This window comes from Nonomuraea angiospora (assembly GCF_014873145.1).
GTDB classification, from domain to species: domain Bacteria; phylum Actinomycetota; class Actinomycetes; order Streptosporangiales; family Streptosporangiaceae; genus Nonomuraea; species Nonomuraea angiospora.
On the sequence record NZ_JADBEK010000001.1, the window covers coordinates 584,122 to 603,056 of the forward strand.

General features: G+C 64.1%; 14 protein-coding genes. 4 read left to right on the top strand and 10 right to left on the bottom strand.

The window, feature by feature from the left end:
* Positions 1-52: 52 nt before the first annotated feature.
* On the bottom strand, positions 53-409 hold the full coding sequence (locus H4W80_RS02635; protein WP_192783585.1) for an acyl carrier protein: 357 nt from the start codon (positions 407-409) through the stop codon (positions 53-55).
* Positions 410-755: 346 nt separating this feature from the next.
* On the opposite strand from H4W80_RS02635, the gene H4W80_RS02640 reads away from it, so the two are divergent.
* Positions 756-2,408 (top strand): AMP-binding protein, encoded by a 1,653-nt coding sequence (locus H4W80_RS02640; RefSeq protein WP_192783586.1) that lies wholly within the window; start codon positions 756-758, stop codon positions 2,406-2,408.
* On the opposite strand, the gene H4W80_RS02645 is transcribed toward H4W80_RS02640, so the two are convergent.
* Positions 2,405-3,880, bottom strand: a complete 1,476-nt coding sequence (locus tag H4W80_RS02645) for a class I adenylate-forming enzyme family protein (RefSeq protein ID WP_192793227.1) — start codon at positions 3,878-3,880, stop codon at positions 2,405-2,407. The genes H4W80_RS02640 and H4W80_RS02645 overlap by 4 nt on opposite strands.
* 204 nt (positions 3,881-4,084) lie before the next feature.
* Here H4W80_RS02645 and H4W80_RS02650 point away from each other — a divergent pair, with 204 nt between their 5' ends.
* Positions 4,085-5,329, top strand: coding sequence for a type III PLP-dependent enzyme (locus tag H4W80_RS02650; RefSeq protein WP_192783587.1), 1,245 nt, complete (start codon positions 4,085-4,087; stop codon positions 5,327-5,329).
* Between the two features lie 64 nt (positions 5,330-5,393).
* On the opposite strand, the gene H4W80_RS02655 is transcribed toward H4W80_RS02650, so the two are convergent.
* The 6 genes from H4W80_RS02655 to H4W80_RS02680 all read right to left on the bottom strand — a co-directional run bounded on the left by H4W80_RS02655 (position 5,394) and on the right by H4W80_RS02680 (position 13,073).
* The gene (locus tag H4W80_RS02655; RefSeq protein WP_192783588.1) at positions 5,394-7,052 is read right to left on the bottom strand and encodes a glycoside hydrolase family 3 protein; all 1,659 of its coding nucleotides are present in this window, start codon (positions 7,050-7,052) and stop codon (positions 5,394-5,396) included.
* 161 nt (positions 7,053-7,213) lie between these two features.
* Positions 7,214-7,480, bottom strand: a complete 267-nt coding sequence (locus tag H4W80_RS02660; protein ID WP_192783589.1) for an acyl carrier protein — start codon at positions 7,478-7,480, stop codon at positions 7,214-7,216.
* Positions 7,481-7,565: 85 nt separating this feature from the next.
* Positions 7,566-8,738 carry an acyl-CoA dehydrogenase family protein gene (locus H4W80_RS02665; protein ID WP_192783590.1) on the bottom strand — a complete coding sequence of 391 codons (1,173 nt, stop codon included), beginning with the start codon at positions 8,736-8,738 and terminating at the stop codon, positions 7,566-7,568.
* A 219-nt stretch (positions 8,739-8,957) separates the two neighbouring features.
* Positions 8,958-10,073 carry an acyl-CoA dehydrogenase family protein gene (locus H4W80_RS02670; protein WP_192783591.1) on the bottom strand — a complete coding sequence of 372 codons (1,116 nt, stop codon included), beginning with the start codon at positions 10,071-10,073 and terminating at the stop codon, positions 8,958-8,960.
* A 1-nt stretch (position 10,074) separates the two neighbouring features.
* Positions 10,075-12,030: a KedN5 family methylcobalamin-dependent radical SAM C-methyltransferase gene (locus tag H4W80_RS02675; RefSeq protein ID WP_192783592.1), complete on the bottom strand. Its 1,956-nt coding sequence runs from the start codon at positions 12,028-12,030 to the stop codon at positions 10,075-10,077.
* A 371-nt stretch (positions 12,031-12,401) separates the two neighbouring features.
* Positions 12,402-13,073 (bottom strand): class I SAM-dependent DNA methyltransferase, encoded by a 672-nt coding sequence (locus H4W80_RS02680; RefSeq protein WP_192783593.1) that lies wholly within the window; start codon positions 13,071-13,073, stop codon positions 12,402-12,404.
* A 267-nt stretch (positions 13,074-13,340) separates the two neighbouring features.
* Here H4W80_RS02680 and H4W80_RS02685 point away from each other — a divergent pair, with 267 nt between their 5' ends.
* The gene (locus H4W80_RS02685; RefSeq protein ID WP_192783594.1) at positions 13,341-13,997 is read left to right on the top strand and encodes a polysaccharide deacetylase family protein; all 657 of its coding nucleotides are present in this window, start codon (positions 13,341-13,343) and stop codon (positions 13,995-13,997) included.
* Positions 13,998-15,555: 1,558 nt separating this feature from the next.
* Here the strand turns inward: H4W80_RS02685 and H4W80_RS02690 are convergent.
* Both H4W80_RS02690 and H4W80_RS64350 read right to left on the bottom strand, forming a co-directional pair.
* A complete protein-coding gene (locus tag H4W80_RS02690) occupies positions 15,556-16,665 on the bottom strand; it encodes a nucleotidyltransferase family protein (RefSeq protein WP_192783595.1) in 1,110 nt (369 codons plus the stop codon).
* Positions 16,666-16,848: 183 nt separating this feature from the next.
* Complete coding sequence (locus tag H4W80_RS64350; protein ID WP_378526386.1) at positions 16,849-17,394, bottom strand: class I SAM-dependent methyltransferase; 546 nt, start codon at positions 17,392-17,394, stop codon at positions 16,849-16,851.
* Positions 17,395-17,906: 512 nt separating this feature from the next.
* Between H4W80_RS64350 and H4W80_RS02700 the strand changes: the two genes are divergently transcribed.
* Positions 17,907-18,896, top strand: a complete 990-nt coding sequence (locus H4W80_RS02700; protein ID WP_192783596.1) for a hypothetical protein — start codon at positions 17,907-17,909, stop codon at positions 18,894-18,896.
* Positions 18,897-18,935: the final 39 nt, after the last annotated feature.

The following is an 18,935-nucleotide window of genomic DNA, read 5'->3' on the forward strand; positions in this document are numbered from 1 at the left end:
GGATGGATCAGCCCGAACGCGAGCAGGCCGGCCGGGGCGATCGGGCTTCGGGCTACAGGAAGTCCAGCGCGGCGGCGTCGATGGCGGCCTCGACGGCGCCCATGGCCGGCAGCGTGGCCTCATTCGTGCACACCTTCTCTGTGAGGTACTCGCACAGCTCGCTCACGGTGCCGACCGGAGGAGCCTCGCCCATACTCGCCGGATCCATCATGAAGAGGTCTTCCAGATTGAAGGCGAGCTCCAGCAAACGCATCGAGTCGAACCCCAGGTCCTCCAGAAGCCGGGCGTCGAGGTGAGCGTGCTCGGAAGGCTCCGGTGCGAACATTCCGACCATCCGTTGTACGACATCGTCTACTTTCGGTCGGAGAGCCTCATGGTCGTGACGCGTGCACGCGTGGGTGTCGGACATGCATGGCCTCTCTGCGATTGTCGCTCGTCACTGATGAGCTGACCGTTGCGTGGCGGCAGGCGGTGAGGCGGTCGCGCGGACGCGGGGGCAATGCTCACGTCTTGACCGGACCGACGATCCATCGAGGCGACGTGGGGCCTGCGGCCTTCAGATTATCCCAGTCTGCTCGTCCGGCGAATGATCAGACTCTTGTACGCCCGCAAGCCAGTGCGATGGCGCGCCCGAACGGCATCCCGGTGTTGGGACAGACGTTCGACATGCTCATTGACTGTCTTCACATCCCGTAGGTAGAGACGTACTGACGTGCGCGGTGGCCGCCACGTGGCTGGGGCCGAGGAGGACGAGGGTGGCACTGCTGACATGGTTGGAGAACCCACCGGCTGACCGTGGCATGCGGATCCTCGACCGGGACGGCAGCACGTGGAGCTTCTACTCCTACGCCGACCTGGCCCTGCTGACCAGGCGGGCGGCGAGCCGGTTGCGGGCGGCAGGAGTGTCCGCCGGCGACGTGGTCGTTCTGGTCCGGCGGACCTCGCCCGAGTTCATGGCCGACTTCTTCGCCGCGCTCCTGCTGGGCGCCACACCTTCGCCCGTGGCACAGCCCTCGGTGCTGCGGGACCGGACGGCGTACCTGAACCATCTCGATCGAATCGTCCGGATGGTGTCACCGTCCGCGGTCGCCACCACGGACGATGTGGCGGCGATCATCGAGCCCGTCGTAGGTGCGCATGGATGCGCCGTCGTCACCGACATTCCAGACGACATCGCGCCGTTGGAGACGCGTGCGGCGACACCAGAGATCGGAGTGATCCAGTTCAGTTCGGGGTCTGTAGGACCTCCTCGTGGTGTCGCGGTGCCTTTCGCCTCCCTGCAGTCGAATGTGTCGGCCATGCACACCTGGCTGGAGATCACCGACACCGACTCGTATGCGAGCTGGCTGCCGCTCCACCATGACATGGGGCTGGTCGGCATGTTCCTGCTGCCGATCGAAGGTGTGTCGGATATGTGGCTGATGCAGCCGGAGGACTTCGTGCGGTCGCCGTTGCGCTGGCTCCGGTGTTTCGGGGACAACGGCGCGACGGTGACCGCGATGCCCGCGTTCGGGCTGGCGCACATCGCCGGCCGCGTACGGCAGGACCAGATCACCGAGCTCGACCTCAGCAGATGGCGGGTGGCCGTCGTCGGTGCCGAGCGCATCCATGCCCACGTGGTCCGCCGGTTCCTGGACCTGCTGGCGCCGTGCGGCCTACGGCCCGAGGTGGTCGTCCCGGCGTACGGCATGGCGGAGTCGACCCTTGCTGTCACGGGCAGTCCGTGCGCGGCGGACCTCAGCACCATGACTGTGGACGGGAGAAGGCTGGCGCTCGGCAGCCCCGTCCACGTCGTCACCGGCGAAGGCGAGGGAACGACGCTGGTAGCCTGCGGGGCCCCGATTCGCGGGGTGGAGATGCGAGTGGTGGACGAGGACGGCGGCCCGGTCGCGGAAGGCACGCTCGGTGAGATCGAGGTGCGAGGTGAGTCCCTGGCGGCCGGATATGTGCGAGAGGCCGGCAGCATCGAGAAGTTCGGCGGAGTGCTGAGGACCGGAGACGCCGGCTTCGTGCGAGGCGGGCAGCTGTACGTCGTCGGCCGCCTCGGCGACGGGGTCAAGCGGTACGGCCGGTGGCTCTTCGCCGAGGACGCTGAACAGGTGGCGACCAGGGTCTCGCCACGGCCGCGGCAAACCGTGGCGCTGGTCGGCTCCTTTGAGGGGCGCGACACGGTCGCCGTGCTGGTCGAGGGAGGCATGGAGGCCGGCGCCGAGCACATCGGCCGCACCGTGGCCAGGCACCTGAGCGGCTTGAGGGTGATCGTATTCGTGGTGCCGCGCGGCGTTGTCATGCGGACAACGAGCGGGAAGCCGAGACGCCGGGCCATGTGGGGGCGACTGGTGGAGGGTGCCCTGGCCACGAACCTGGTCTGGGACTCCGACGCGCTCGCCGACGGCGCGCGTGCCTAATCCAGGAGTGACGACAGCGCTGTTCTGTCGATCTTGCCGTTGTGGTTGATCGGCATGTTTGGGAGGACCTCACATCGTTTCGGCACTTTGTACTGCTCCATCTGTGCGCCGAGCTGTTTGAGTACGTCGTAGGCGTCGAGCAGGCCGGACACGAACAGCACGGCCTCTTTCCGGGCCCTGTTGGGGGGAAGCACGGCCGCCATGTCGACTCCCGGAATGCGCAGGCAGGCCGTCTCGATCTCGATGCCGCTCACCCGGAAGCCGTTGGATTTGTAGATGTCGTCACGACGCCCCGAGTAATAGAGATATCCATCGACGTCCACCCGCCCGTAGTCGCCGGTTCTCAGCTCGGGGAGAAGCCCGTCCCTTCTGGGGAAACGTTCGTCGGTCAAACCGGGGCTGCGCCAGTAGCCGGCCATGACGTTCCGCCCTCTGACCGTGATCTCCCCGTAGGTCTCGGGAGGCAGCCGCCGCCCTTGGTCGTCCACTGTGAACACCTCGGTGCCTGGCAGGGCGCGTCCGCACGATCCGGGACGGCGCAGGTCCTCGTCCATCGGCATGATCGTCGCGCGCTTGCACTCCGTGAGGCCGTACATGAGCTGGATGCGGAGCCCGGGCAGGAGTGATCGCAGCCTGGCAGGGACATCTTCCGGCATGGCGGCGCCGGTGTTCGTCAGCAGACGCAGCTTCGGCAGCTCACCGCCGAACCTGTCGAGCATGCGGACCAGGTTCTGGGCCATAGACGGTACGGCCGGTAACACGGTCGCGCTCGATTCTCGCAGGCTGCGTACCAGCACGGGACCGGCCTCGTGCTGTTTTGCCAGGTGGACTGCGGCGCCGCTGAGGGCGGCGAGGAAGAGCTGGTACAACCCGTAGTCGAAGGAGAGCGGAAGACAGACGAAAACGACGTCGCCCGGCCGGTAACACAGCTGGGATTGGATGGCCTGGGCGGCGAAGAGCAACTGGTCGTGGGTCGAGACCACTGCCTTGGGCAGGCTGGTGCTTCCTGAGGTATAGATCAGGCAGACCGGGTCCACGGCCAGGGGCGCCGCCCAGGATCCATCCGTCACTGGCGCGTGGGTCGCCATGACGAGATCGTCGACTCCCACCGCGCGGGCCCCGGCCGCCCGAGCCTGGGTCAGGGCCGCCGGATCGTCGCCGACCAGGAGGAAGGGCTCGGCATCCGACAGGATGTGATCGAGAGCAGGGCCTCGCACCTGTTCGTGCAGGATGATGAACGGCGCCCCGAGGCGGGCGCAGCCGTACAGCAGCGGGACCGTCAGGAGGGACTGGGCGAGCAGGATCGCGACCCTGTCGCCACGCCGCACCCCCTGTTCGTGCAGCCACGTGGCGGCGCCCAGCGCGGCATGATGCAGCTCTCCGTACGTGAGGCGTTGGTCGCCCAGGCCGACGGCCCTGGCATCGCCGTGAACGTGAGCGGCGTTTTCCAGTACATCAAAAAGGCAACTCATGTGCACTCCTCTATGGACGGCTGAACTGCGCCCTCGGCCCGGCAACGCTCGCGCGGGTATTCCCGGTCCGTCCTACCGGACGGCCTGCTCGCTGTGGTATTTCATGATGAGGACGATGTCCGGTGCTCGTCACAGGTCATTATGACGTGGTGACGGTATTTCGCTGTCTTCCGAGAATCGGTTCTTTGCGGCCAGGAGGCTGTGATGGAGATTCCTTATCACGATCTGGTGCTGGAGTTCGGGACGCCCACGTACGTGTATGAGGGTTCCCGCATGACCAGGACGCTTGCTCATGTTCGAAATGTCCTGCATCCTCGTCTGGAGGTCTTCTACTCGCTGAAGGCTAATCCAAATATCAGCGTGTTCGCGCTGCTGCACGCGAACGGGGCGCGGGCCGAGGTTTCGTCTCTCGGCGAGCTGAGAACGGTTCTCGCCGCCGGTGCGGTACCCGAGGACATCATTTTTCTGGGCCCCGGAAAGAGCGATGACGAACTCGCCGCATGTATATCGGCCAATATCTACGCCATTGTCTGCGAGGCCTTCGACGAACTCGACCGGATCGAGCGCCTGGCTGGCGAGCGCGGCGTGCGGCAAAGGGTGCTCCTGCGGATCAACCCGGCCTCGTCCGCCCCGGGCGCGCGATTGGCGATGGGCGGGAAACCGAGGCAGTTCGGCATCGACGAGAAGGCGCTGCTGGCCGAGCCGGGGCTCGCCAACCGGTTCCGGCACGCCGACCTGGCCGGGGTCCAGGTTTACTGCGGCTCGAGGATCCTGGACTGGCAGGCGATCGCAGCCAACACCCGCTATGCGCTCGACCTGGCCGAGGAGGTCGCCGCCGCCACGGGAATACGCCTGGATGCCGTGGACATCGGCGGTGGGTTTGGCGTGCCGTACTTCGAAGGCGAGCACGCACTCGATCTGGATGCGCTGGCGGAGGTCATGAACCCGGCGATCGAGAGGTTCGCCCGCAACCACCCCGACACCAGGATGATCCTGGAGATGGGGCGGTTCCTGGTCGCCGCCGCTGGCGTATACCTCGTCCGGGTGCGCTCGGTGAAGGAATCCCACGGGCAGAGTTTCGTGATCACCGATGGGGGAACCCACCATCATCTGCCCGCCGTGGGCATCGGCTCCATCGCGAGAAGGAACTTCCCCATCAGGCTCTTGGAGGACGCGGCCGGGCCCGATGAAGTCTGCCAGGTCGCGGGCCTCCTCTGTACGCCCAACGATCTGCTCGGCAGGAATGTCCTGCTGCCGAAGCCCCGCATCGGTGACGTCCTCGGCATCTTCCAGTCAGGGGCGTACGGGCTCTCCGCGTCCCCTGGCCTGTTCATCAGCCACGGCTTCCCCGCCGAGGTGCTCGTCCACGAGGGGAGGTCTTACCTCGTACGCGAGAGAGACGACCCGGATGACCTGCTCCGCAAGCAACGTCACCACAATTTCCAGTAGGGCGGCCGGTGCCGACCAGGGGCTCGACCGCTGCGACCGTCCGCGGGACCAGGCGAGGGCCAGTTCACGAACTGTCGTTCGTCATGCTCACCGGCAGGGTTCCCCTCGGGGAATGGTGGCCGGTGAGGATATCCGCCAGCGCATCGACAGAAGGCAGGGACGCCGAGTAGGCGCAGAGGGCGGTGCCGAGGTCGGGTGACAGGTGTGTGATGTCGAAGGGCTCGGCGAGAGAGACATGAATGATCGGGACATTGAGGCCCGCGAGGGCCGACACGAGCTCGCGCTGCCCGAAGCGTTCCCCTATCCAGGCGCGTTCCGTCATCGCGATGATCAAGTCGGTAGGCTCGACGTTCCGCGTCAAGCGCTTGACGTCGTCGAGGGACGGCAGGTGATGCAGGTCGGTAGGAGCCGAGGGGTGGCCGGCGGAAGCCAGTTTGTCGGCCAATCGTTTCGCGACGAGGAAGGCCGGGCTGTCGCAGGTGGCGATCACCCGCACGCGCGTGTATCGACCAGCATGTAGGGGGAGTAGCCCGGCGTCGTCTTTGATCAACGTGACGGAAGCATGTCCGATCGTCCGGGCGATCGTTGTGTGCTCGGGAACGGCCACCGCCTCTGAAATGCCTGCCAGGTCTACCGGTGCGCCACCCAGAATGCGTCGGCGTGCCTTCACCCGGAGAATCCGCAGTACCGATTCGTGCAGACGGTCCTCGCCGATCTCTCCCGATTCGACCGCTCGGAGAACGGCATCGTACGCGTTCGGAAGGTTGGACGGCCGCATCAGCAGATCGGCGCCGGCCTGGAACGCCTCCACGACATGAGATTGATCCGCCGAGTCGATGGCACCCATGTCCAGGGCGTCCGTGATGATCAGCCCTGAGTAGTTCAGTTCGCTCCGCAGTATGTCGGTGAGTATGCGTCGCGAGAGCGTCGCGGGCCGTCCACGGGGGTCCAGGGCGGGAACGGATATATGGGCGGTCATGATGGCATCGACACCTACTCGGATGGCATCGAGGAAAGGAGGTAGATCCCACCTGCTCCAGTCGTGGTCCCGCTGGATCGTGGGTAGCGACGTATGGGAGTCGATATCGGTTGCTCCGTGCCCCGGAAAGTGCTTGGCTACCGCCGAAACATACTGCTGCAGGCCCAAGGTGTTTGCGGCGGCGAACGCGCCGACGCGAGCCGGGTCGCTCCCGAACGAACGAGTGCCTATGACCGCGTTGTTCGAGTCGGCCAGGACATCGCACACCGGAGCGTAGATCTGGTTGATCCCGACCCGCTTGAGCTCTTTTCCGACAACGCGGCCGACGGCATGTGCATGCTGCGGGTCTTCGGTCGCTCCCAGGGCCAGCGCTCCCGGAAACTGGGTGAACGCCGTCCCCAGCCGATCCACCCGGCCATTCTCTTGGTCGATCGCGATGAAGAGCTCGGTCGGTGTCTCACGCTGGATGTCATTCGACAGCCGGGCGATTTGATGAGGGTTCACCAGATTTACCGCCCATTTATAATAGATTACACCTCCCAAGTGGTAGGTCGATATTAGCTCTCGCGCATCTTGCACGCCGAAATCCGCTAGATTCCTCTGCGCCGCCCATGGTGGAACGTGCATGGACGTGTGACCGTGCACGTGCGACATGAACAGTTGCCCGACCTTCTCCCTGAGGCTTAGATCGGCCAGCCAGGTCAAGGCTTGGGTCTCCGCGGCCGCGGCATTCGCCTGTTGCATGTTGAGCCTTTCGTGAACCCATGAAAAGAGCTTCTGCGCGGGGAGACTGCGACCGAGAACGAGCCCGCGCCGACCAGCTGGCCGGTGTCGCGGCGGCATACCGGCTGGGGCGGAGCAACCGGCCGGTGGACGCGGTCGCTCACGACCACGGTCATTCACGGTCATTCGGTCAAGCTCTGGACCAGCAGCGAGTCGATGACCGACCACAATCCGGCCGGCGTCGCGAACATGCTCGCGGTCAGCATGTGGTCGGGAACCGCCACTCCGAACGTCTCCTCCAGGTCCAGTAGCAGGCTAACCGCTGCCAAGGAGTCCACACCGTGGTCGGCGAGGCTGAGGTCGGGAGAGATCGGCTCGCCGGGGCGAAGGGGGGCCAGATAGGTGCGCAGTGTCTCCTCGAAGGGAACGGGCCACGTGTGCTCGGTCATGCGAACACCTTCCTTGTCCAAACCGGATATCTCCCACGGGGATACGGATCAGCCGCACACGCTGAGGACGCGTCGTCGCGTGTGCTTATGGCGCCCAGGACAGCGGCCCGGCGCCGTCGAGCAGAGTCAGCGCGCCGATGGCGGTCAGCAGCCGGTCATTGGAGTAATTGAGGCTCGCCGAGCGCAGATCCCTGAAGTGTCGTTCCAGAGGTACGGGCGCATCCCGCTGGTACCCGATCATTGCCCCGCCCAGCTGCACGAGGCGGTCCACCGCCGAGAACGTCAGCTCTGCACAGGCGACCTTCAAGGTGTCCAGCCGGATATGCAGCGGACGGTCGTTCAGAGGAGCCCCTGCGAGCCGACGCCGCAGCACCTCGTCGCGCATGTGAAGGAGATACGCGCCCGACAGTTCCAGGTCGATACGAGCGCGGGCGAGCCGGTGCCGGACCAGGTCGCTGTCCGTGGAGATGCCACGCGGGCGCTGCCCTGACCGGATTAGTGCGACCAGCGCGTCCAGCGCCTCCCGGGCGGCGCCGAGCCAGCAGGACGACCAGGCCAGGTGCCCTGCCGGAATCATGCTGTCGATCGCGACCTCCCGGAATCCGCCGGGTGGTCCGATCACCTGATGGCCGGCGGCGACGCCGGACAGTTGCATGCCGACGCTGCGTGTGGCGCGCATGCCCATCGCGTCCCAGCCCCGGACGACCTGGGCGTCGACCTGAGCACGATCGAGGTGGATCAGGCTCACGCGATTCGACGGTACGTCCGGGCCAGCCCGCATGGTGATCAGGAAGCCGTCGGCGTACTCGCCGCCCGTCACCACCGGTGCGCTACGCCGTACCAGCAGGTTCTCGTCCTCGGCTAGGAGCGCTGAGTGCGCGCTCAGCAAATGGCCGCCCTTGGCCGGCTCAGTAGTGACCGACGCGAGATAGTAGCCTTCCCGCGCTATACGAGACAGGAGTTCCGCGCGTAGCCGTTCACCGGCGTGCCGTACGACGGCGTCGACCTGTTGGCAATGCATGGCCCAGATCATCGCGGTGGACAGGCAACCGCTGGCGAGGAGCGCCGCTACATCGACCAGATCGCCGAGATCGCCGCCCATGCCACCGTGCTCGGCCGGAACCAGCAGCCCGAAGAGGCCGGATGCGCGCAGCGCCTGCACGCTTTCGTGCGGAAACGCGGCCTCGGCGTCCGCCTTCGCCGCGTGCTGCGCGAGCACGGGAACCAGCTCGGTCGCGATCGCGATGGCCTTTGTCATGTCAGCTCCGTTTCAGTGTCAGCAGCGGTGATTTCGACTCGTGTGACAGCCGGAGCCGGGTAGCGGAGACGACCTTCATTCCATGTGGCATCACCTCAGCTGGGGCCGGGCGGCCGGACGCCGTGGACGCGGACGGGACGTCGCCCGGGCCGGGCGTAGCGCTTGGCGCATCCGCCGGGACCGATCCGCGTCTCGGCGGGAAACCCGCGTCAGCGGAGCTCAACTGATGCTGAGGTTCGCGGGAAGGTCGGCGCGCTCCCTGAGAACGTGAGGCGTGGATCCCTGGACAGTGCAGAAGAACAGCGCCTCGCGAGCCCAGCGCTGGGCTGGATGGTCACGCGTCATTCCAGCGGCGCCGCAGACGCTGAGGTAGGTCAACGCGATCTCGTTCAGCAACCAAAGGGCACTGTTCTTCAGCTTGATCTTCTCGGAGATCTCCTCATCGGGACGTGAGTGATCCACCAAGTGATACGCCCTGCTCCGAATGTGCTCAACCTGGCCGACAAGGCGATCTGCTGTCTCGCGGACGCGCGGCTGCCCGCGCTCGACGCCGCGATCTCGCAATGCGGCGAGGATCGCCCGGGCGATGCCGAACACAGCGGGACTGGCGTTGATCAGGCGCAGGGCGTCAGGCCTGCGCCATGCGTCCATGCCGACGGCTTCGATCACGTTCGCTTCTTCCACGAATGCGCCATCCAGTCGCAGGCTCACGGTACGCGTACCACCCATGGCCGCCAGTGGCAGATCGGCGGATGCTCGTAGACAATCCTGCTCTTCTGCGTTCATCACCAGGAAGACCACTCTGCCGTCGTGGGTGTGAGCACCGACCACCATGATGTCATTGAGTCCCCACCCGCTATACCAGTCGGTCTTTCCGGTGATTCGCCAGCCCTCCTTCTCCGGCACCGCGACAAGGGCCGGTCGCCTGGGTCGCCGAAGATGTGACACGGCCGCTCCCGCGATGACCGAGCCGGAGCACATCTTCCCCAGTATCTGCTTCTTCAGGGCATCGTTGGGGGATTCCGCGATCATCCGCATCGCCGGGAAATGCTGCCCGGCGGTCAGCCAGGTCGACGCGCATGCACCGGCGAGAATCTCCATGAACTCACGCATGACTGTCGCAGGAACGTCCGCCCCTCCGAAAGCCGTTGGGCCGCTCAGCCCGAAGGCGCCGATCTCGGCGAGTGTTGTGAGGTGCGACGGAGGGACTGTTCCTTGGTCGACCAGCTGGGCATTCGGTATGAGTACCTGGTTTGCGACCTGCGTGATCGCGGCGATGAAAGGATTCTCGCGGCACTCTTCCGCGGGGGGCAGCGGCCACGACGTCACATCCATCTCAATTGCCTTCCTGGAATTCCTGGTCTCGCGCCGGGCTGGCTTGGGAGGCGACAACGCCCATATAATGCATGATCTCTTCGTGGTTGGTCGAGAGTACTGCGTTCAAGGCGCCGGTCTTGTAATAGAGGTCGATTCTCGTCTTCTTCGGCACCGAGGACACTTCCCGCCCGGCCCGCAGTTCGGCAAGCAGTGCGGGAACGTCGAAATCGAGGTCAATGCCTGCTCTGACGTAGTGATCGACGCCGTGGAGACGCACTATGGGCAGATCAGGGCCACGGGCGGTGTCAACAAAACTAGGGTTCGTCGGGCATACGGGCCGGGTGAGGAGATCATAGCGGAACACCTCGTCCAACAGTGGTCTGAACGTGGCGGGAATCAATGGCATCAGCCCGGCACGCCACCATTTCTCGAGTGCTCGTGTGCCGTCAGGGTCGACGAAGAGGTACGCGATGGCTGCGGCGTAGGCCGGCGCACCGCCACCATGTGCACGCCGAGCCATGTCGCGCAAGGGCAGCACCGCGTCATCATCGCTTTTCTCGACCCAGGTGCAGATATTGTTGAGCACTTGCGACTGCGTTATGCCCGCCAGGTGTCTGAGCGGCGCCCAGATATGGCGCAGAACGGCATTCTCGGCGATGACACGAGCCCAGAAGAGGAAGCGTAGCATCTGCTGGTTCTCGTCGAACGTGAGATGCCGGTGGGCTAGGACGTACTCGAAGTCGTCGCTGTCGCCGCGAATCGAAATGATGCCGAGCTCCTCCTTCTTCTTGCTGAATCCGGTGTTCGGCAGGAGCATGAGCGGATAGACGGCGATGCGTGATACGACTTCCGAGAGCTCGTCATAGCCTCGGAGAAATGAGTCGACGGTCTCACCCGGCAGGCCCCAGATCAGCTCCGCATAGCAGTCCAAGCCTTCGTTCTGCAGCCAGGCGGCCAGGTCCTTCCACTTGTTGAGTTTCATGTTCTTACGGTCCATCAGCCGCAGCGCCTCTTGATCGAGCGACTGGAGCGCCATGGTGAAGGAGCTCTTCAGGCCGGCGTCCTTCATCGTGCGGACGATGTCGTAGAACAGGGCGGATTTGTTCTTCGCCCACGAGGTCTCGAAGGCTTTTGGGAAGCCGTACGCCTCTTTGACCTCCAGGAGATCCTGGACGAACTCCATGTCGATGGGCAGCATGCCGAAGTTGGCGTCGCAGGCCACGATCGTATGGACGCCAAGCTTCGCGAAGAGCTCTATCTCGGCGCGGAGCCGTTCTCGGGAGAAGGCTCGGACACGCTGACCTATCGCGCCTCCCCAATAACAGAACGAGCATTTGTACGGGCATCCGCGATTGGTCTCGAGGAGTGCCACGTCGTATCGAAAGTGTCCGGCCGCGTCGATCATGTCGATCGCCCCCGTGAGATACGGGGACGGGATGACGTCGAGCTGGTCCAGCGGAGGACGCGAGGCATTGGTGACGGCCGAACCGTCTTCTCCTCTCCAGGAGATTCCCGCGATCTCTGGCAGCGACTCGGCCCAGGTCCCGGCTGTTCTCGCCCTGAGGAGCTCTCGGAAGGTTATTTCTCCCTCCCCGTTCACGACGATGTCGACGTCCGGACACAGGCGAAACACCCGTACCGCCTGCTGGGACACGTGCGTACCGCCGAAAACGACCAGACCTCCGGGATTGAGCCGTTTGTAAACGGTCGCCAGCGCACTGAACGCAGAGAAGTTCCACCCGAACACCGAAAAGGCAATGACATCGGGGATCTCCTGGCGGAAGAGCTTGAACGCCATCTCGGTATGCGTCACTTTTCCGCGAAAATTGTGAATCTCTATCTCTGTGGCTGCGCAGATTGTTTCGTCTGCCATGGCCGAGGCCTTGAGGTATCCGGCTGCCAGAGGGACGGATTCAAGAGGCATGTCCCATACGCCCTGCTGCACTATGGCAACGCTCAACTTACTGTCCGGCATCAGTCGCTCACCATATTCTTCGCGTATGTGTGTCCGACCCTGCTCTCGGGTCTCCGCGCGGGAACAGGCGGTCGATGGGCCGGCCAATTGGCGCAGACTGACCTTCGAGACGGCCTGGATACCCTCTGCACGCGGGCCTGGAGAATGTGCGGCAGAGATCCGCTGCGTGACGGCCTCTATTAAGCGTTACCGTTCAAGTGAGAATCGGCCGCAGTTGAACGAGTCGCCGACTGCAATCTGATCTCTAGGCTGATCTTGTGACAGCAGCATGGTAGTCGAATTCGCCAGTGGGCCGCAGGTTTGCGAGTCGCGCACTCAGTGCATTCGCCAAGCCGCCGAACGTTTTCGGCTGCGCGGCCCGGCCGCGCAGCTCATCGGTCACTGGTCATGGCGACAGGGGCGCTTCGTTGCTGGCGAACTTCGACCTCTGCGACGAGCCCCGGCCTGGCTCGGAACGTCTCGGCAGATCCCTTGCCATAGAGTTCGAGAAGAAACTGTTCCTCGTGCCGGCTGAGAAGAACCAGGTCCGGCTGTTCGGCAAAACCGCGATGAACTTCGTCGGCGCTCAGCGGCGTATCATCGTGAGGACGCCAGTGGGCGAGCAGGAGAATGCCGCCCTCTATGAGACTGTCGACGGTTTTGGCGACGAATTCTCGGTAATCGCTGGGCTCGAAATAGCAGAGTGTTTCCAAGACTGCGATGAGATCAAACTTCTCATCCGGCCAGTCACGGGGTAGCACCAATCTGGCGAAATCCACTTGTCCAAGCTGATTTCTGTCCTGTGCCTGTGCGTACCGTCTGCGAGCATGCTGCAGGGCCGATCCGGAGAAATCTGCAGCAAGCACTCTCTTGCATCGCCGTGCGAATTCGAGTGTGTGCACCCCTGTTGCGCAGCCGGGCTCGAAAGCGTTGTCGTATCGCTGATCCGGTAGCATTGCGAGTGTAATTCTGCGTTTCCGTTCCTCATACCATCTGGATTCGAAGAGGAACGGGTCGGATGCTGCTTTGTAGCGCTCTTCGAAGTAGTCAATGCCGAATGTCAATGTGACTCCCTGTCGGGCTTGGAGCAGGCGCTCCGTGAGCACACGGCACCCTGGAAAGGGCGGCATCGGGTCCCCAACGGCATGACACCGCGCCGGGGCTTCGTAAGAAGTTACCTGGAAGGCTGATCCTTGGAAAGTCGCTTGACGTCTCCGGGCTCATTGGCCGGCGGTTGTAGGGCGTGCCGGCATGCAGTACGCTTGCGGCCCGCCTGAAAGGTTGGTCTGCGGGCAGAATAAGCCGACTCCTGGGGGATCAACATGAGAGATGTGGCGCTTACGTTCGACGTTGAGCACCCGGATCAGCCGAATGGCGACCCGCTCATCGTGAATGCCACCCTTGACCGCCTCCATGAAGCGGCGATACAGGCCTCCTTCTTCATTCAGGGCTCGTGGGCTGCCGCGTACCCAGAAATAGCCCGTCGTATCGCGAACGAGGGGCATCTCATCGGTCTGCACTCCCAGTGGCACACTGCCTATACCTATCTCACCGACGACGGCATAGACGCGGACCTTTCTCGCGGCCACAAGATCGTCAAGAATGTTACCGGCCGAGATCCACTGCCTTGGTTCCGGTTGCCGTTCGGCCGTGGCGCGGACGATGCACATGTGCTCGCGCTTCTGGCTGAGTCCGGGTTCAGAAGTGTTTACTGGAATGTTGACCCCGTGGACTGGGACTGTACGGCGACGGCCGCCGAGGTCTGTCATGCCATGGCGGCCGGCACGCGCGAGGTGGAGGGCCCTGCGGTGATCGTTTGTCACTCTTGGTCGCAGCTGACCATGGCGGCATTACCTTCGTTCATCAAGGATGCGCGAGAAGAATGTCAGTTCGTGACCCTTGATCAATTGCCGGCCGAGGCCGTTTCTCTGCTGGGTCCCACATCAGTATGGAGCCGAGCAGGTGCACAGAGTCCATTCGTGGGCTGAGTGATCCAGCCTCCGAGTCCACGTGGCGTTCTATCGCGCACTGGGCTCAGGACTCGGCTCATGGACATCGGGGATGCGGAGTCGGTGCCGGGTCATATGGCAAGGCGGAGCGGAAATGGGCATGATTCGATGGCGTACAACTGAGGCAACGCGGCAGTTGGACAGGGTCGCGCAGACCTCGGTTTCACCGGCAACGGCCCGGTGAACGACGATCGTGAGGTGGTCAGTCCACCTCGCGAGTGCCCCGGCGGGCACTCGTTTCCGGGCGCCCGCCCGCCTGCCGGAGCTCCTCTGACCGCTACCCGGCTGCGGCGCGCAGGAGCGCCTCATCACTGAAAAACCATCGAACGGCATATCGACCGCACCGTCGCCGCCGCCCATTCTCGGGCGCGCAGCTTGACGCGTCGCATCCACAAACCCCAGGCCAGATGGGCATTCGGCAAGATTCGGGATCGCCTGCGATGCAGTCCAGGCGCACCCCGTCGGTGTGGGCATCGCGCAGCAGGTCGATGGCCGGCTCGCCCTTGGTCGCGACTGTCAGCTCCAATGGGAGAGCCGTCGTCCCCTTTTTCTCCTCCTCGGACTCCTCCAGGGCTCCCACGGTCAAGCCGGCTCGCCAGGCGGCGGCATCCAGGCGGGTGACGGTGAAGCGCGGATGGCGCGCACCGCGTTCAGGGTGTCCCACGTGGCGCGATTCAACAGGCGCTGGGTGGCGTCAGGGCTGGGGTCGCCGACCCTCTCGGGCGATGGTCCAGCCGTTACGTTTAGGCAGGTCGGACATCACAGCCCGGACCTACTTGCTGGCCTGCAACCGCAGCTCGACCCTGACGAACATCGACGCCAGCGCGTCCGTCGTGCTCGATATCCCGGGAGCCCCTGGAGGAGCGGACGATCTGCACCGCACGCGCCCTGGAGGCGGTCTTCACGGTGCGGATGTAGGCCACCCGACCACCCTAGAGCCATGATTTAGTGCGCAAGTTTTCCCCACCTCGGTGACGAACACCCAGGTCAGCGAGTCGCACTGCCGATCAGCCCCGGTTCGTGACCCAAGTCAGGTCCCAACGACATCACCAACGCCGAACCCGTCCAGTACCCCGGGAGGGGGATCTCTTCACCCGCCAACCGTTCACCAGCGATGGCGCCATCCCGTTCACCCCGAATGACGTGCAACAACCTCGCCGATCCCACGATCGCGCCCAGCCTGCTGGAGCACGCCAACGATTGAGTGCTGGCCGACCGCGCCTACGGCGGCACCGCGCTGGCTCAGCGCTTGCACGAGCAGGGACTGCACCTGTTCGCCCCGCCCCTGGCCAAGACGGCCGCGGACCGCCCGCCGCGCAGGAGAGTCGGCAAACGCCGCCTTCGAGACCGTCATCGGCCAGCCGACCTCGCGCTACCACCTCAGACAGGTCTGGGCCAGGGACGCCTGGCACCTGTGGTCACGCTGGTTACGCAAGATCCTCAGCCACACCACCGCGATCCTGCTGTGTCAACGCACCGGCCTACCGCCACTGCGATTCGCCGAACTCGTCACTTGCTAACCCGCACACTGGGTCAGCTAGGCGCGGCCGAGTGTCGCGGGGAACCCCCGCTGCAGGCGATCGGTCATATCGCCGGACCAGCGAAGGGTCTCCCCGTTCTTCGCCCGGGCACTCGACACCCACTCCTCGCCGGCGTGGGTATCCAGGCCGAGATCGTGCACGATCTTGGTCCCGAAGAGCTCGTCCGTGTGGTGGAGCACCCAGGCGACCGGGGCGAAGAGCACGTGTGTCTCGATCACGTCACCCAGCCGCCCTGCCAGGGAGCGCCTGTACAACGACCAGTAACGGACGATGTCCGCGAACTGGCTGAGGTTCACGTCCTTGCCCAACGAGGTTCTTTCGAACCAGGCTTCACGGAAGAGGTGAAGGGCAGCGAATAGGAAGCTGTGCACGTGCGACAGCGCGGGTACGGTGACGGAGTCTTCACCCATGCCGATGCGCGCCTGCCGTACCTCGCTCAGGACCTCCTCCAGCGGAATCGTCCACTGGCTCTCCCACCAGGTGAGACTATGCGCGAGATCGACGGCGATGTAGGGGAGAGCGTCGTCCGGCCCCGGACGCATCAGGTGGGGGGAGTGGTCGGGGGACAGCTTGTACATGAGGAGGTCCGCCCTCGGCATGTCCACGAGGTGGCCGTCAAGGTCGGAGAAGGTGCGGTTCTGCTGGTAGCCGAGCCCGGCGAGGGCTTCGGCGGCCTTCTGCGCGTCCCTGAGGCTCATCATGGCATCGATGTCGTTCAGCTCGCGTGTCTCGGGCGCCTCGTACAGCTCCGTCTGGAAGACGATCCCCTTGGTGAACGCGAAGGTGACACCGGCGGCGCGCAGTGCCGCCGCGACCCGCCCCGCCTCGGCCGTGAGATGGCGGGCACGATGTTTGCTGAGGCGCCGCTGGCCCTCCATCAGTCCCGACATACGCCGGGGCGGCTCGTCTTCGAGGCCGTTCTCGATGAGCCAGCGCGACAGTGCGGGAACGAGCCGGTTACGGCTCGCCAACTCGAGAAGCCGTGGATAGTCGACACCCGTGGCCAATTGATCCGAAGGTGGATCATCTTCGGCGGTGACCGCATTGCCCACTGCCACCCGGAGAAGGATTCTCCATTCCCGATCCGACATCTCCTGTGCCTCCATTTCGTGGCCAAACCTTCCCGTCGTAGCGTGGTGGCAACTCTGATATGAAGATCGACAATATTCCACAGCATACCCATGAGAGGTAGTCGGCAGGCGCTGGAATGCGAGCCTCGCCCAACCTCGATTACTCGCAACGTGGCTCTCCCAAGTAACGAGTGTGGTGTGCGAGGCCGACATGCGGATTCATTCTGTGTATAAAACCCTATGCCTGTGCACCCCGGTAGTACGCAACCATGTCCCTGGGCGCCATGCTCTTGTCCGAACGCCGTCCAAGGAAATAGGAACACGCGGCGGAGTCGTTTTGCAGCGCCTGGGCACGAATCGGTCCAGGTACGTGAACACTGGTTTCGTGAACCGTCTGGTCGTACTGCCAGCCGGGTTGCTACGCAGCATGCCGCAAAGGAAGAAATCGGTGTTCCGGACCGCCTGCAATCCTGGTCCGCCTATGGGACCCGAGTCTATCTGGGTGAAGTTCCGGAAGAGCCGGCGACGACCGCTCTCGGTGAACCTGCAGAAGTCATACGCACCTTCATGGACCTGCTGCATAAAGGGCGTCTCAGCATAGACGACGCCGTCCAGGCGAAGCACCCTGTGGATCTCGGAGACGACGAGCCAGGGATCCGGGACATGCTCCAGCACGGCCTGTGCTATGACCGCATCGACACTGCCGTCAGGCAACGAAATCTCATGCGCGTCGGCGACGAACTGCGTGAGCTCACTCGCTTTCACGTCGTGGATTCAGGCTAAGGCAGGGGGTAGAGCCCTCTGTGGAAGCACATACGCGGGTCAAGTTGCGCTGCGGAACCGTTGACAGTTATCGGTTGATCTTTCAGTATGTCAGGCGATGTACCACGATCTGTCGGGGAGTCGGTCTTGTGACGCTCCGTTATCCCACCGTACGAAAGCTGGAAAAGGTTGGTTTTGCGTATCCACTCTTACTCGTGAGAAGAGAGTGAGGAGGTGGTGTCCCGTCTCCGGATACAGCTCTTGAACATGGGCGTGGGACGGTTTACGGGCGACCTCCGTCAACAGTGTGCAGGCTGCGAACCGCACTGCATGGACATGGAACGCGAACCGCTCGATCGAACTCGCTGTGGATGAGCGACTGCCTGATCGGACATGCCGACACGACAGTATTGTATGAGAAGCCAGCTATTTCGCCGGGTTCTCGTCCCGCATCGCCACGGGAAGAATCAACGGCGCCCATAACCATCTCGCGAGTAAGCGACAGGGAAGCAGACATGGGTCTATGGAACGCGCTGCCGATCGAATTGGAGAACCGGCTCAACGCCAAGATGTTCGACGGCCGGCTGATTCACTTCCATCTCCAATTTGTGGAGCCGCTCCGGCGTGCCAGGGAAGTCTCCTGCACCTTGGACACGTCCGGGTTCGTCGACCTGCCGCCGCGCACCGACGACCAGATACGCATAGTGCCAGTCAGAACTGCCCTGGCCGACCTGCGGAACGCCCCCGATCCTGGGTTCGATCTCGAGCCGTTCCTCCGGGCGCCGTCATATCTGGAGGTCGCCTCAGACTTCCCCGTGGCCGTACTGGAGCTCCGAGACGGAGCGCTGCGGATGAACACGTGCCACCCCGCCGGAGCGGAGAAGATCGAAGCGATCGAGGCGGCTCTCGGCCTCCTGTCCGAGGTCGGTCTGGCGTTCCTAGTGGAGCTGGCCGTAGGGGTGGTGAACGTCGGCGGAGTCTCCGCCGCGCCCCTGCCGGCGTACGTGATCCGGGTCGACGTGAGCGGTTCGCAGTCCCACGACGCCGCACGGCTCGTCGAAGCGGCTGCGGAGCAGCTCGCGTGGGTCTGGATCGACGAGGAGACACGGCTAGAGACCTCGCTGCCGGCCGACCGCAGTGATCCGAGGCTGATGTTTCTCGCCACGCTGTACGCCGAATGCGTCGTGAGCGAGTTGCACCAGCGACTCGACGACAGGGGGTGGCTGCCGAGCGCTCAGCGCGAGGCGTGGCAGGCGTGGATATGGCGGCACCGCCGGACGGTGCCCAACCTCCTCCAGTTGCTGGACGAGGTGCCGGGTGTGCCGCTGACCAAGGAGCTGGCATGCATTTGGACACCCGGCTGGAGACGCTCGGCGTTCATCTACGACTCCCCGTTCGACCACATCAAGGAACTCCCGCTACCGCACAGCCACGGTTCGCCTGTGGCCACATTCCTCAAATTGAGGGACCGGGATATCTTCGCATCCCTTTTCGAGGGCCAATAACGGCACCACCTCTGCTGATTTCCTGTATACGCCCACAGA

What these genes read in the sequence shown, in the direction of transcription:
- H4W80_RS02635 (WP_192783585.1), bottom strand. Translation starts at nt 409, where the DNA reads ATGTCCGACACCCACGCGTGCACGCGTCACGACCATGAGGCTCTCCGA.
- H4W80_RS02645 (WP_192793227.1), bottom strand. Translation starts at nt 3,880, where the DNA reads ATGAGTTGCCTTTTTGATGTACTGGAAAACGCCGCTCACGTTCACGGC.
- H4W80_RS02650 (WP_192783587.1), top strand. Translation starts at nt 4,085, where the DNA reads ATGGAGATTCCTTATCACGATCTGGTGCTGGAGTTCGGGACGCCCACG.
- H4W80_RS02655 (WP_192783588.1), bottom strand. Translation starts at nt 7,052, where the DNA reads ATGCAACAGGCGAATGCCGCGGCCGCGGAGACCCAAGCCTTGACCTGG.
- H4W80_RS02660 (WP_192783589.1), bottom strand. Translation starts at nt 7,480, where the DNA reads ATGACCGAGCACACGTGGCCCGTTCCCTTCGAGGAGACACTGCGCACC.
- H4W80_RS02665 (WP_192783590.1), bottom strand. Translation starts at nt 8,738, where the DNA reads ATGACAAAGGCCATCGCGATCGCGACCGAGCTGGTTCCCGTGCTCGCG.
- H4W80_RS02670 (WP_192783591.1), bottom strand. Translation starts at nt 10,073, where the DNA reads ATGGATGTGACGTCGTGGCCGCTGCCCCCCGCGGAAGAGTGCCGCGAG.
- H4W80_RS02675 (WP_192783592.1), bottom strand. Translation starts at nt 12,030, where the DNA reads ATGCCGGACAGTAAGTTGAGCGTTGCCATAGTGCAGCAGGGCGTATGG.
- H4W80_RS02690 (WP_192783595.1), bottom strand. Translation starts at nt 16,665, where the DNA reads ATGGAGGCACAGGAGATGTCGGATCGGGAATGGAGAATCCTTCTCCGG.
- H4W80_RS02700 (WP_192783596.1), top strand. Translation starts at nt 17,907, where the DNA reads ATGGGTCTATGGAACGCGCTGCCGATCGAATTGGAGAACCGGCTCAAC.